Genomic DNA, 13,383 nt, shown 5'->3' with positions numbered 1-13,383 from the left:
CGCCGGCAGCGGCAGACCGCGGCGGACAGCCGGCCCAGGTGTGACACACGAGGCGCTGTGTGACACACGAACACGTCCGGGTGTGACGAAAGATGACACATGATGACGCCAACATGACAGACAGGCGGACGCAAGCCGGAGAAGTCGATGACAGTAGACACATCACATCGCCTCAACCAGCGACACGGCCACCGCACTCACAGAGGAGAGTCACCATGACCCAGGCATTCGAAACCCGTCAGATCCATGCCGGACAGGCACCCGACCCGGTCACCGGATCGCGCGCACTGCCCATCCACCAGACCACCTCGTTCGTGTTCAACGACGTCGACCACGCCGCGGCGCGCTTTGCGCTGACCGACGTCGGCCCCGTCTACAGCCGCCTGACGAACCCGACGAACGAAGTCGTCGAGAACCGCATCGCCGATCTCGAAGGCGGCGTCCACGCCGTCCTCACCGCCTCGGGCCAGTCCGCGGCATTCCTCGCGATCACGAACGTCGCCGGAGCCGGTGACCACATCGTGGCCAGCTCCAGCCTCTACGGCGGAACCGTCAACCTCTTCGATGTCACCCTGCGCAAGCTCGGCATCGAGACCACCTTCGTCGACGTCGACGACCACGCAGCCTGGAAGAACGCGATCCAGGACAACACGAAGCTCCTCTTCGGCGAGGTCGTGTCGAACCCGCGCTCGGACATCCTCGACATCGAGGTGATCTCCGGAATCGCCCACGAAGCCGGTGTGCCGCTCTTCGTCGACAACACACTCGCCAGCCCCTACCTCGTGCGTCCGATCGAATTCGGTGCCGACGTCGTGCTCCACTCCGCTACGAAGTACCTCGGCGGCCACGGCAACTCCGTTGCCGGAGTCCTCGTCGACAGCGGCAACTTCGACTACGGCGCACAGCCGGAGAAGTTCCCCGGCTTCAACGAACCCGACGCTTCCTACAACGGACTCGTCTTCGCCCGTGACCTCGGCGCCGACGGACCCTTCGGAGCCAACGTGTCCTTCGGACTCAAGGCCCGCGTGCAGGGCCTGCGCGACCTCGGACCCTCGCTCAGCCCGACGAACGCGTTCCTGCTGGCCCAGGGCATCGAGACCCTGAGCCTGCGCATCGAACGCCACGTGGAGAATGCGAACAAGGTCGCTTCCTACCTTGAGGCACACAGCCAGGTCGACCGCGTCGCCTACGCCGGACTCGAGTCGAGCCCCTGGAACCATCTGGCCAAGAAGTACCTGCCCAACGGTGTGGGTTCGGTGCTCGCCTTCGACATCGCCGGCGGATACGACGCGGCTGTGGCCTTCGTTGACGCCCTCGAACTGCACTCCCTGGTGGCGAACATCGGTGACGTTCGTTCGCTCGTCATCCACCCGGCTTCGACCACGCACGCTCAGCTCGACGAGGAAGCTCAGAAGGCCGCCGGAGTCAACCCTGCCCTGGTGCGTCTGTCCGTGGGAATCGAAGGCATCGACGACATCATCGGCGACCTCGACAAGGGCTTCGCAGCGGCAGCGGCGAAGGCGTCGGCCGCGGCCTGAGATGACCACCCAGAGCACCTCCGTCGAAAGGATCCTGGGCTTCGGCACGGACTCGGGGCACACCTTCGGCACGGTCGAGATCGCCTATGAGACCTTCGGCACCCTCAACGCCGACCGGTCCAATGCGATCCTCATCGAACACGCTCTGACCGGCGACACCCGCGTCACCGACTGGTGGGCGGGTGTCGTCGGGCCCGGGGAGGCCGTGGACACCGACAAGTACTTCGTGGTGTGCGCGAACTCCCTCGGGGGCTGCTCGGGCACGACCGGGCCGCAGTCGACCTACGATGACGGCCTGGCCTACGGCTCCCGATTCCCTCGGGTCTCGATCCGCGATATGGCACGCCTGGAGCACAACCTCGCTCAGATCCTCGGCATCGACTCCTGGGTCGCCGTCATCGGCGGATCCATGGGAGGTGCCAGAGCGCTGGAGTTCGCTCTGCTGGACAAGCGGAAGGTCCGCAAATGTGCGGTCATCGCCGCACCGGCTTTCTGCGAAGCCGACCAGATCGCCTGGGCGATGATGCAGGAACGTGCGATCGAACTCGACGCCGACTACTATTCCGGTGACTATTCGGCCGTCGGCAGCTTTCCCAGCCACGGCCTCGGCCTGGCCCGGCAGATCGCGCATCTGACGTATCGCAATGATGCCGATCTCAACGAGCGCTTCTCCCGTCGGCTGCGTTCGGAGGACTACTACGAGGTGAGCTCCTACCTGGACCACCAGGCCAAGAAGCTCACCGCCCGGTTCGACCCACACAGCTATCTCGTGCTCACCCGCGCCCTGCGCGATCACGATGTGCGCCGAGGGCGCTCCTCAGACCTCACGGTCGCACTGGCCGATGCCTGCACCGACAACCTCGTCGTCTCCGTGTCCTCGGACCGACTGTTCCCGCCGGAACAGGTGGGCATCCTCGCCGAGGCGCTGCCCGGGAGAGTCCGACACAACGTCATCGACTCACCGGTCGGCCACGACGGGTTCCTCACGGAGACCGAGAAGATCTCCGCGGTGCTCGCCGACTTCCTCAACGACTGAGACCGACCGAAACCTCAGACACCAGAAAACCCCCGCAGACCGTTCGCTGCGGGGGTTCTCTGATGCCCAGATCAGGGGCGTGGCATCACTTGGCGGCGGCCTTCGCCTTCTTCTTCGCGGCCTTGCGCAGCTGCTTCTCGTCGACCGGGAAGTCCTGACGAGCGCGTGCCCGACGGTAGTAGTCGGCGGCCTCGGCCTGACGCTCGGCCTCGACGCCGGAGGCGATCGTGGCCCGACGGTGAACGTCCGAGTAGCCGAATGCCTCGACGAGGTCGAGGGCGTTGGCCGAGAGCTTCTTGCACAGGCGGCCCAGCGTCTCGTTGATCTGGCGTGCACGCGACATCGGCAGGCGACCGTACATGAGGTGCCAAGCCATGTGCTTCTCGATCAGCCCGAGACCGTAGGTGTCACGCAGACGACGGAAAGCCTTGGCCTGATCGGCGTCGGTCTGTTCCTTCATCTTCTCGTCCAGCGCCTTCCACTTCTCGAGTTCGACATAGGCGCGTGCCATCTCGATGAGTTCGTGCTGGTGGACGTTGAACAGATCGGCTGCCTCGGCGGCCGGCATCTTCGTCGCCGGGCGCAGCGACTGGGCGACTCCGGCGACCATGACCTCCAGACGAGTCTCGAGCAGGGTCCGCTGCAGGCGTCCCGACCGGATCCGCTTGTCGCCGAGGTTTGGGGTCAGTGCATCCGAGATCGCCCGTCCGGCATTGGCCAGACCCGTACGGTAGAGCGTGTGCTCGGCGGCCTGCGTGCCGATGAAGCGGGCAGCACCGCCGACGTCGAGGTTGGCGAACTCCTTCGCATAATCGCCGAGGAGGCGCTTGGCCACGAGCTGCAGCAGCACCGTGTTGTCGCCTTCGAAGGTGGCGTAGACATCGAGGTCGGCACGCAGTCCCACGAGGCGGTTCTCCGCCATGAATCCGGCACCGCCGCAGGCCTCGCGGCATTCCTGGATGACGTCGAGGGCCATCCAGGTCGAATCGGCTTTGAACGCGGCGGCCCGGGTCTCGAGCAGAGCCCGGTTCTCTTCGGAGTCATCGGCGCCGGCGAAGACCTCTTCGAAGGACTTCAGCAGCTTCTCGTGTGCGAACGCCGAGGCGTAGACGGCGGCGAGAGCCGGCATGAGGCGGCGCTGGTGCTGGCCGTAGTCGAGCAGAGTCGTCTCGGTGAAGTCATCACCGGTGGTGAACTGCTTGCGCTCGAGTCCGTATCGCACGGCGATGTCGAGAGCGAGTTTCGAAGCGACCACGGAGGCGCCGTCAAGCGAGACGCGGCCCTGGACCAGAGTTCCGAGCATCGTGAAGAAGCGGCGTCCCGGTGATTCGATGGGGGAGGAGTACGTGCCGTCGGCGGTGACGTCCCCGTAGCGGTTGAGGAGGTTGGTGCGCGGGATCCGCACAGAGTCGAAGACGAGGCGACCGTTGTCGACGCCCTTGAGCCCGCCCTTGTAGCCGTCGTCTTCGATCGAGATTCCCGGCATCGGCTCACCGGCGTCGTCGCGGACGGGCACGAAGAAGGCATGCACTCCGTGCTTGACTCCCTTGGTGACGAGCTGGGCGAAGACGACGGCGGCCCTGGCATCACGGGCGGCGTTGCCGATGTACTCCTTCGTTGCGGCCCGGAAGGGGGTGTCGATGACGAACTCTTCGGTCGCCTCGTCAAAGGTAGCCGTCGTCGCCACGTTCGCGACATCGGAGCCGTGTCCGATCTCCGTCATCGCGAACGAACCCAGCAGACGACCGGTCTGGGAGTCGACCAGCCACTTCTCATGCTGGTCTTTGTTGCCGAGGTGGAGGATCGCCCCGCCGAAGAGCCCGAACTGGACGCCGGCCTTGATCTGCAGGCTGGGGGTGGCCGTGACGGTCTCTTCGAAACCGGCGACATTCGTGGCGTGTTCGTTCTTCCCGCCCATCTCCGGGGGCAGGCTGGTCATCGGCAGTTTGGTCTCGGCCATCTTCATGACCCCGTCCAGGGTCTTCGCGCGTGCCGTGTCGAGATCATCGGCCGGATCGTCGTGCGTCGACGGATCCTCGGCCAGGGTGCGGCCGCGACGGCGAGCTTCGGCCCAGTGTCCGTCGAGGACTTCGTTGATGGCTTTCGGGTCAAGAGACAGCTTCATTGTTCTACTCCTCGTTGTTCGGGCAGGGTTGCCCAGAGCCAATGGGTGATCGTGGTGGCGAATTCTTCGGGCCGTTCCGGTCGGGACAGCCAGGTCTCGGTGGCGGCGCGGACGAAACCGATCGCCCCGGCAGACCACAGCTGAGCCTGCTCTCCGCTCAAGTCGAGGCGTTCAGCCAGCAGTCCGGCGACGGAGCTGAAGAAGCCGCCGGTCTCCTTGGGCGCGAACCGGTTCACGGCCGTGTCGCAGAAGCGATAGACGTTCGGGGAATTCGCCGCGAGCATGACGAAGGCCCGAATCATCGCGTCCAGGGAATCCTCCGCTCCAGGTGAGCCCTCGGACTTCGCCGAGGCGGCCGCGGCCTCATCGAGAGACCGGACGATGACGCCCATCGCCCATTCGCCCATGGCCGCCTGCAGGCCGGCCCGATCGGTGAAGTATCGGTAGAGCACCGACTTCGACGTTCCGGTCGCGTCCGAAATCTGCTCCATCGACAAATCGTCGCCGTGTTCGGCGACGACGAGCCGCACGGAGCGCAGAAGCTCGCGACGTCGCTCGTCGCGATGCTTCTGCCACCTCGTTGAGCGACCGTCTGTGATCGATTTCATGGAACAGACAGTATCAGGTACTGTCGGTATCGGCTAAATCAATCACTCGGAGGTGCACATGTCCGCTCCCAACAACCGCGCCGTCATCCTCGGCGGCAACCGAATTCCCTTCGCGCGCTCGAACAAGCAGTACTCGAAGGCCACGAACCTCGATATGCTCACCTCGGCCATCGACGGGCTCGTCGCCCGTTTCGGACTGGCCGGCGAGAACATCGGCGAGGTCTCCGGAGGCGCAGTCCTCAAGCACTCGAAGGACTTCAACCTCACCCGCGAGGCTGTGCTCGGCTCCGCTCTGTCGCCGACGACGCCCGCCTTCGACCTCGGTCAGGCCTGCGCCACCGGCCTCGAGGCCGTGGTCAGCCTCAACAACAAGATCAACGCCGGACAGATCGAATCCGGAATCGCCTCGGGCGTGGACTCGACCTCCGACGCCCCGATCGTCGTCAATGATTCGATGCGCGAGATCCTCCTCGAACTGACCCGCGCGAAGACGATGGTGCAGAAGGCGAAGATCGCCTCCCAGATCCGCCCCGCCTACCTCGCCCCGCAGGCACCGACCACGGGCGAACCGCGCACCGGCCTGAGCATGGGAGAGCATCAGGCGATCACCGCCGCTGCGTGGGGCATCAGCCGCCAGGCACAGGACGAGCTCGCAGTGGCTTCGCACAGGAACCTCGCCGCGGCATGGGAATCCGGATTCTTCAACGATCTCACCACCCCGTACCTCGGGGTCAGCCGCGATACGAACATGCGCCCCGATTCGACCGTGGAATCGCTGGCGAAGCTCAACCCTGTCTTCGGCAAGAAGCTCGCCGCTGAGGCGACCATGACCGCGGGCAACTCGACTCCGCTGACCGACGGCGCCTCCTCGGTGCTGCTGGGCAGTGAGGACTGGGCCGCCGAACACGGTTACACCCCGCTGGCGCGACTCGTCGATGCCGAAGCCGCTGCCGTCGATTTCGTCGACGGGGCAGAGGGACTGCTCATGGCTCCCGCCTATGCCGTGCCGCGCCTGCTGGCCCGCAACGGCCTGACCTTCGATGACTTCGACGTCTTCGAGATCCACGAGGCATTCGCCTCGACCGTCCTGTCGCACCTGGCAGCCTGGGAATCCGAGGAATTCTGCAAGGACAAGGTCGGACTCGACAAGGCGCTGGGCAGCATCGACCGTGACAAGCTCAACCCGCTGGGTTCGAGCCTGGCCGCCGGCCACCCCTTCGCCGCCACCGGCGGACGCATCATCGCCACCACCGCCAAATACCTGAAGACCACCGGCAAGAAACGCTCCCTGGTCTCGATCTGCGCCGCAGGCGGACAGGGACTCACCGCGATTGTGGAGGCAGCATGAAAGACACCTATCTCTCCCTCGTCAACGGACCGCTGAAGCAGGTCGCCAAGACCCTCGGCCTGCCGCAGCCGGTCGAACTCAACCGCTTCGGCTCGACGCCGGCGTCGTATGAGAACAAGCCTGTTCTCGTCCTCGGCACCGGCCCCGGAGCCCAGGGCCTGGCCGACCAGCTGCTGGAGAACGGACTCGAGGTCCGCCGCAACGCCCAGACCGGTGAGAAGCTGCGGGCCATCATCGCCGTCCTCGACGATGCACAGTCCCCGGCAGACCTGTCACCTGTCGTCCTCGAGATCGGCGCAGCCCTGCGCTCACTGGCCGCCTGCGGCCGAGTGATCACCATTTCGACGGCACCGGATCCGCAGAACCAGACACCCGAGCAGGCCGCCACTACTCAGGGCATCACCGGCTTCACCCGGTCGGTCGCCCACGAGATGCGCGCCGGCGCCACCGCCAACGGAATCCTCCTCGACGGCGTCGACCTCGCCGCACCCTCGGTGGCTGCGGCCCTGTGGTTCCTGCTCTCCGGCAAATCCGCCTATGTCTCCGGCCAGTTCCTCACGGTGTCCTCGGACGCCGGGCAGCGACTGAGCTTGAACGAATTCATGTCCACCGGCGACGCCGGCCCGCTGGCCGGACGCACCGCCGTGGTCACCGGCGCCGCCCGCGGAATCGGAGCCGCGATCGCGGAGAACCTCGCCCGCGACGGCGCCTATGTCATCGGCGTGGACATGCCGCAGGCCGGTCAGGCGCTGGCCCAGGTGATGAACCGGATCGGCGGCAAGTCGCTGCAGCTCGACATCACCGCAGCCGATGCCCCGGATAAGATCACCGAGGCACTCGGAGGATCCGTCGACATCCTCATCCACAACGCAGGCATCACCCGCGACAAGATGCTGGCAAACATGGATGCGGCCAAATGGGACTCCGTCATCGCAGTCAACATCGCCGCGCAGACGATGATCAATGCTCGCCTGGCGGAAAAGGGACTCTTCGCCGATGGCGCTCAGGTCGTCTCCCTGGCCTCGACCTCGGGAATCGCGGGCAACCGCGGCCAGACGAACTACGCGACTTCGAAGGCCGGAGTCATCGGACTCACGGCCGCCTCGGCGGAGGACTTCGCTGCTCGTGGGGGAGCGATCAACGCGGTCGCGCCCGGGTTCATCGAAACGGATATGACCGCGAAGATGCCGACCCTGACTCGTCAGGTCGCGCGCCGGCTCTCGAGCCTGCAGCAGGGTGGTCAGCCGATCGACGTCGCCGAAGCCATCGCGTTCCTCTCCTCCAGCGGTGCCCGTGGCATCAATGGTCAGACCCTGCGCGTGTGCGGTCAGAACATGGTCGGTGCATGATGGCGGATTCGATGCTTCCCATCTACGCTCGCGCCCTGCTCAAGACCCTTCCGATGGTTCCGCGCACTAGTCCGGAGCTGCCGGAGAATGCTATCGATCGCAGCATTCCGCTCGAGCCGGTCGCCTATGCGGGCTTCGCCCATGTCGTCGGTCATCGTCTGGACGACATCGTCCACCCCGGTTACCTGCACATCCTCGGCTTCCCGCTGAGCATGCAGCTGCTGTCCGATCCCGAGGTGCCGCTGCCGATGATGGGGATGGTCCACATCCACAACCGCGTCGATATGCATTCGCAGGCCCGCCTCGGCGAGGTCGTGGACTTCCACCTCGAACTCGCCGGGCCCTTCGAGCACACGAAGGGCACGACGATCGAGGTGCGGCTCGAAGCGAAGGTCGACGGACGTCCCGTGATGGAGGAAGTCTCTACGTATCTGGCCAAGGGGCGGAAGCTCTCCGGAGCCAAGCCGAAGGCGCAGGTGCCGCATCTCGACTTCACGGCACCGCAGCCGAGTGCACTGTGGCGACTGGATCCGATCATCGGCCAGCGCTATGCGAAGGTCTCCGGTGACTACAACCCGATCCACCTCAACGGTCTGGCCGCGAAGGGATTCGGGTTCCCGAAGCAGATCGCGCACGGGATGTACAGCGCCTCTCGGGCGTTCTCGGCGATGGATCCGCGTCTCGAGTCCTACCGCTGGGATGTGTCGTTCGCGAAGCCGATCCTGCTGCCCGGAACGGTCGGCTATGCGCTGACCGAGGGACGTCGCCACGAAGCCTCACGCTCGGCCGTCTTCGACCGGAAGACGGGCAAACCGCACGTCCTCTCGCAGGTGGCACACCTCGACTGATGGGCCAAAAAGTGCAGTGCGTCACAAAAGCCGATTTCGATTTTGCGACACCGTTTCGCGCATGTAGAGTTATCTCTGTTGCCAGCGCGAGTGGCGGAATTGGTAGACGCGCTAGCTTGAGGTGCTAGTGCCCAACTTATCGGGCGTGGGGGTTCAAGTCCCCCTTCGCGCACAACGAGGAGATGGCCTCCGGATTTCGATCCGGGGGCCATCTTCGCATTCCGGGGTTGCAAGGCTGCAACGGGTTCAAAGATCATTCGCACCGATCAAGATCACCCCGTGTGAACTTCGAACCCGCGGAAGTACCCCTTATGCCCAGTGAGCCACGCCTGCCCGTGGGATACGGTGGTGTCTGTCAGGCCGATCACAGCACTGTCGCGTGATCCACCCACCACCGAGGGGAGTCCCCGTGTTTGATTTCAGTGCCGCAGAGGACGAAGTCACCGAACTGTGCCGTCAACTCATCCGCATCGACACCCAGAACTGGGGCGGGAACAAAGCCAACCCGGAGCTTCCGGCCGCCGAACTCATCGCATCCTGGCTCGCCGAGGTGGACCTGAAGTCCGAAATCGTCGAATCCTCCCCGGGACGGGCCAACCTCGTCGCCCGCGTCAAAGGCTCCGATCCGGAGGCTCCGGCTCTCGTCGTCCACGGCCACACCGACGTCGTTCCCGCAGCCGCAGAGGACTGGAGCGTCGATCCCTTCGAAGGCGTCATCAAGGACGGGCTGCTGTGGGGCCGCGGCGCGGTGGACATGAAGGACATGGACGCGATGATCGTCGCCTCCATCCGGGCCATGCTGTCCCAAGGACTCGTCCCTCGACGGGACCTCATTATTGCCTTCTTCGCCGATGAGGAGGCCGGAGGCAACTATGGCGCCCGGCATATGGTGCGCAACCGTCCCGAACTGTTCTCCGGAGCCACAGAGGCGATCTCGGAGGTCGGCGGGTACTCCGTCGACATCCGCGGGCAGCGCGTCTACCTCATCCAGACCGCGGAGAAAGGTCTGGCGTGGCTCAACCTCATCGCCCACGGCACCGCGGGCCACGGCTCCCAGCGCAATGATGACAACCCCGTCACGCGGCTTGCGGCCGCGATCACCCGGATCGGCAACCACCCGTGGCCCCAGGAGATCCCCCTGGCCACACGGAAGCTGCTCGAAGGCGTCTCTGAACTCACCGGAATCGGGTTCACGGCAGAGACGATCCCACAGCTGCTCGCGGAACTCGGATCGGTCGAGAAATTCGTGGCTCCGACCCTGCAGAACACCTCGAACCCGTCCTTCCTCGAAGCCGGTTACAAACACAACGTCATCCCCGGCACCGCAACCGCCTATGTCGACTGCCGCACCCTGCCCGGCCAGCACGAGGACGTCATGCTGAAGATCAAGGAGCTCGCGGGGGAGGGCATCGACATCACAGCCGAGGATGAGGGTCATGCGCTCGAGTCACCGTTCGACACTCCACTGGTCGCGCAGATGCAGAAGAGCCTGCTCACCGATGATCCGAGCGCGCAGGTCCTGCCCTACACGCTCTCCGGAGGAACGGACAACAAGTCGATGGCCGAGCTCGGCATCACCGGCTACGGCTTCGCCCCGCTCCAGCTCACCGGCGACCTCGACTTCCCGGCCATGTTCCACGGCGTCGACGAGCGAGTGCCGATCTCGGCTCTCAAGTTCGGGACGCGGGTTCTCGGCGACTTCCTGATGAAGGCCTGACCGGAACCGGCAGCACCGTCACGACGATCCCGACGAGGACTCCGGCGGCGCTGGCCACAGTGGTCAGCGTGACGTCGGAGCCCGGAATCGGCAGCAGCGCATCGAGCGCCAGCGCACCGACGAGGTTGCCGAAGAGCGCGAACAGGCTGAGCAGCAGCACGCCCAGCCTCGCCACGGTCACCGTTGTCAGAGCGATGAAGACCACCCCGAAGGCCCCGCCGAGGAGGATCCACCACTGATCCGGTGCCGTTGGGAAACCGCGCCAGGGGACCCCGGCCACGAGCAGGGCGAACGTGCCGATGATGAGCGCGACGAAGCCGACGGTGAAGTTCACTGTCGTCGCGACCACCGCCGACTGAGTGGCGGCCCGGATATGGCCGTTGAGGGCCTGCTGCACACTCGTCAGAGCTCCGGAAACGAACGGCAGCAGGGGAGCCCACAGTGCTGTTCCGGACTGCAGGCGGTCACCGGCGGCGAAAGCCAAGGACGCGAGCACGATGATCACGCCGAGGATGCGCAGCACACTCAGACGCTGTCGACCTCCCGGCGGCAACTCGGTGGAATCGACGATGAGTCCGCCGGTGACCTGACCGGAGACGAAGGCCATCGTGAACATGGCCACGCCCATCACAGGAATCGTCGTGGCCTGTGCGATGACGACGAGACAGCCGCTCAAACCGCCGAGCAGCATCCACCAAGGCAGTGTGCGATCACGCAGCAGTGCGAAGAGGTATCGGGCCGCGCTGCGGGAACGGGCGGAGACCGCAAGGGCGATGCCGACGCAGAGGAGTCCGACGAAGAACGAAACGAGCGCCGCGAAGACGGCATGGCCGAGAACCTGACCGAGCAGACCGTTCGCTCGTCCCTGCAGGGACATCGCCGCTCCCGCAGCGATCGTGACGAGACCAGCGGTGAGAACAGGGACGAGGGAAGGGGATCTCAAACCATCAGCTGCTCATGGTCAGCGGCATGATCTTCCGGCGCAGCCACACTGTGCGGACTCCGCCGACGGAGATGCGAGTGCGTGCGAGTTCCCACTGTCCGTATTCCGCCTGGTCGTTGAGTTCCTGCAGGCTGACCGACCGCGGCACATCCTTGGAGAACGAGACCTTCCGGAACTCGTAGGTCATACGTGGACGCTGACGTTTCATAGACTCACCCTAGATGATTTGGGCTAGTCTTGGCGGTATGCCCGTCATCGTTCTGCTGCGGCACGGCCTCTCCAGCGCCAACGTCTCCGGAATCCTGGCCGGACGCGCCCCCGGCGTGTCTCTCACCGATGAGGGAGCCCGGGCCCTGCGGGCCAACCTCGAACTGCTGCCGCACCGGCACTTCACCCACCTGCTCCATTCGCCGCTGCAACGCTGCGAAGAGACCGCAGCGATCGCCGCGGAGACAGCCGAGTTCGAGCATTTCGACGTCGACGAGGCCGTCATCGAACTCGATTACGGTGACTGGACGGGACGATCGCTGAAGGAACTGGGGCAGGAGCCGCTGTGGGCGACCGTGGTGAAAACGGCCTCGCAGGCCAAGTTCCCCGGAGGGGAATCTATCACCGAGGCGGCCGATCGTTCGACAGCCCGTATCCGTGATCTCGTGGCTCAGCTGCGCGAGGAGGAACGTGTCGACGCGGAGGACAGAGCCGCCTCGGGGAGCGGAACCGACGCTGAGAAGCCGGCGCCGCCTCGGTGGGCGATGATCGTCTCTCACGGAGACATCATCAAGGCGATCATCGCCGATGCACTGGGAATGCCCCTCGACGACTTCCAACGTCTGAGCGTCGCTCCCGGATCATTCACGGTCATCGACTACTCCGGGGACCGACCTGTGCTCGCGGCGATGTCCGTAACAGCCGCCGGACTCGCACAGTCGACCGCCGTGGGCGGCGGCGGAATGCGCTGATCCCGGCACTCATGAGTGAATGCCGGGATCAGTTCGTGCTCGTGTGGGACGGGATTTCGGCTCAGACGGCCGCGAGGACTCCCGTGCCGAGCAGGACGTAGAGGACGATGCCCAGTGCCACGCGGTACCAGACGAAGACGGCGAAGGACTTCGTCTCCACGTACTTGAGGAACCAGTGGATGACGACGAGGCCGAGACCGAAGGCGATGATCGTGGCCAGTATCGTCGGTCCCCAGCCGAGCACCATGTCCTCGCTGCGACCGAGTGTCTGCGCCACGCCGTACAGGCCAGAACCGACGACGGCGGGAATGGCGAGCAGGAACGAGTAACGGGCCGCGGACGGACGATCGAAGCCCATGAACCGACCGGCCATGATCGTGCCGCCGGAACGTGACACGCCGGGAATGACAGCGAGCGCCTGAGCGAAGCCGTACAGAATGCCCTGACCCCAGGTCATGTCCTCGAGGGTGCGTTCGCGCTTTCCTGCCCAGTCGGCGATGCCGATGATGAGGCCGAAGACGATGAGCATCGTCGCCGTGATCCAGAGGCTGCGCAGAGCGCCCTCGATGTAGTCCTGGAAGAGCAAGCCGATGATGACGATGGGGATCGAACCGACGATGATGAGCCAGCCCAGGCGGACCTCGGGGTCCTTGCGATCATGCTTGCCGACGAGTGCTTTGCACCATTTCGAGATGATCGTGACGATATCGCGCCAGAAGTAGACGACGACGGCCGCCTCGGTGCCGATCTGGATGATGGCGGTGAAGAACGCGCCCGGATCGGAACCGGGAAGCATGAGTTCGCCGACGATGCGCACATGCGCCGACGAGGAGACCGGGAGGAACTCGGTGAGTGCCTGCACGATTCCGAGCACGGCAGCGACCAGCCAGTCGTACATACGACTCCTTGAGA

Annotated in this window: 12 protein-coding genes and 1 tRNA gene; 8 read left to right on the top strand and 5 right to left on the bottom strand. The window is 65.1% G+C overall.

Going from position 1 to position 13,383, the window contains the following annotated elements; translation table 11 throughout:
* Positions 1-215: 215 nt before the first annotated feature.
* Both BEP01S_RS09620 and metX read left to right on the top strand, forming a co-directional pair.
* Positions 216-1,538 carry an O-acetylhomoserine aminocarboxypropyltransferase/cysteine synthase family protein gene (locus tag BEP01S_RS09620; protein ID WP_062242574.1) on the top strand — a complete coding sequence of 441 codons (1,323 nt, stop codon included), beginning with the start codon at positions 216-218 and terminating at the stop codon, positions 1,536-1,538.
* 1 nt (position 1,539) lies between these two features.
* A complete protein-coding gene (gene metX / locus BEP01S_RS09615) occupies positions 1,540-2,574 on the top strand; it encodes a homoserine O-acetyltransferase MetX (protein ID WP_062242571.1) in 1,035 nt (344 codons plus the stop codon).
* Positions 2,575-2,659: 85 nt separating this feature from the next.
* On the opposite strand, the gene BEP01S_RS09610 is transcribed toward metX, so the two are convergent.
* Together BEP01S_RS09610 and BEP01S_RS09605 are read right to left on the bottom strand one after the other, a co-directional pair.
* Entirely contained in the window at positions 2,660-4,699 is a 2,040-nt protein-coding gene (locus BEP01S_RS09610; RefSeq protein WP_062242568.1) for an acyl-CoA dehydrogenase family protein, read from the bottom strand.
* The gene (locus BEP01S_RS09605) at positions 4,696-5,307 is read right to left on the bottom strand and encodes a TetR/AcrR family transcriptional regulator (protein ID WP_062242565.1); all 612 of its coding nucleotides are present in this window, start codon (positions 5,305-5,307) and stop codon (positions 4,696-4,698) included. The genes BEP01S_RS09610 and BEP01S_RS09605 overlap by 4 nt, the downstream gene beginning before the upstream one ends.
* A gap of 58 nt (positions 5,308-5,365) precedes the next feature.
* Between BEP01S_RS09605 and BEP01S_RS09600 the strand changes: the two genes are divergently transcribed.
* From BEP01S_RS09600 to BEP01S_RS09580, 5 genes are all read left to right on the top strand, one after another.
* Entirely contained in the window at positions 5,366-6,655 is a 1,290-nt protein-coding gene (locus BEP01S_RS09600; protein WP_062242562.1) for an acetyl-CoA C-acetyltransferase, read from the top strand.
* Complete coding sequence (locus BEP01S_RS09595; RefSeq protein ID WP_062242558.1) at positions 6,652-8,004, top strand: 3-oxoacyl-ACP reductase; 1,353 nt, start codon at positions 6,652-6,654, stop codon at positions 8,002-8,004. The genes BEP01S_RS09600 and BEP01S_RS09595 overlap by 4 nt, the downstream gene beginning before the upstream one ends.
* Positions 8,001-8,852: a MaoC family dehydratase gene (locus tag BEP01S_RS09590; RefSeq protein ID WP_062242556.1), complete on the top strand. Its 852-nt coding sequence runs from the start codon at positions 8,001-8,003 to the stop codon at positions 8,850-8,852. Before BEP01S_RS09595 ends, BEP01S_RS09590 begins: the two co-directional genes overlap by 4 nt.
* Before the next feature lie 84 nt (positions 8,853-8,936).
* Positions 8,937-9,024, top strand: a tRNA-Leu gene (locus BEP01S_RS09585).
* 237 nt (positions 9,025-9,261) lie between these two features.
* On the top strand, positions 9,262-10,569 hold the full coding sequence (locus BEP01S_RS09580; protein ID WP_062242554.1) for a M20/M25/M40 family metallo-hydrolase: 1,308 nt from the start codon (positions 9,262-9,264) through the stop codon (positions 10,567-10,569).
* Here BEP01S_RS09580 and BEP01S_RS09575 read toward each other — a convergent pair.
* Positions 10,523-11,512, bottom strand: a complete 990-nt coding sequence (locus BEP01S_RS09575) for a DMT family transporter (protein ID WP_062242551.1) — start codon at positions 11,510-11,512, stop codon at positions 10,523-10,525. The genes BEP01S_RS09580 and BEP01S_RS09575 overlap by 47 nt on opposite strands.
* 4 nt (positions 11,513-11,516) lie before the next feature.
* Positions 11,517-11,720 (bottom strand): DUF5703 family protein, encoded by a 204-nt coding sequence (locus BEP01S_RS09570; protein WP_039207594.1) that lies wholly within the window; start codon positions 11,718-11,720, stop codon positions 11,517-11,519.
* 37 nt (positions 11,721-11,757) lie between these two features.
* Between BEP01S_RS09570 and BEP01S_RS09565 the strand changes: the two genes are divergently transcribed.
* Positions 11,758-12,471 carry a histidine phosphatase family protein gene (locus tag BEP01S_RS09565; protein WP_062242548.1) on the top strand — a complete coding sequence of 238 codons (714 nt, stop codon included), beginning with the start codon at positions 11,758-11,760 and terminating at the stop codon, positions 12,469-12,471.
* A gap of 61 nt (positions 12,472-12,532) precedes the next feature.
* Here the strand turns inward: BEP01S_RS09565 and BEP01S_RS09560 are convergent, their stop codons facing one another.
* Positions 12,533-13,369: an undecaprenyl-diphosphate phosphatase gene (locus BEP01S_RS09560; RefSeq protein WP_039207597.1), complete on the bottom strand. Its 837-nt coding sequence runs from the start codon at positions 13,367-13,369 to the stop codon at positions 12,533-12,535.
* Positions 13,370-13,383: the final 14 nt, after the last annotated feature.

Origin of the sequence: Brevibacterium epidermidis NBRC 14811 (assembly GCF_001570805.1) — a bacterium.
Taxonomy (GTDB): Bacteria; Actinomycetota; Actinomycetes; order Actinomycetales; family Brevibacteriaceae; genus Brevibacterium; species Brevibacterium epidermidis.
This window is presented reverse-complemented; position numbering and strand designations above follow the sequence as displayed.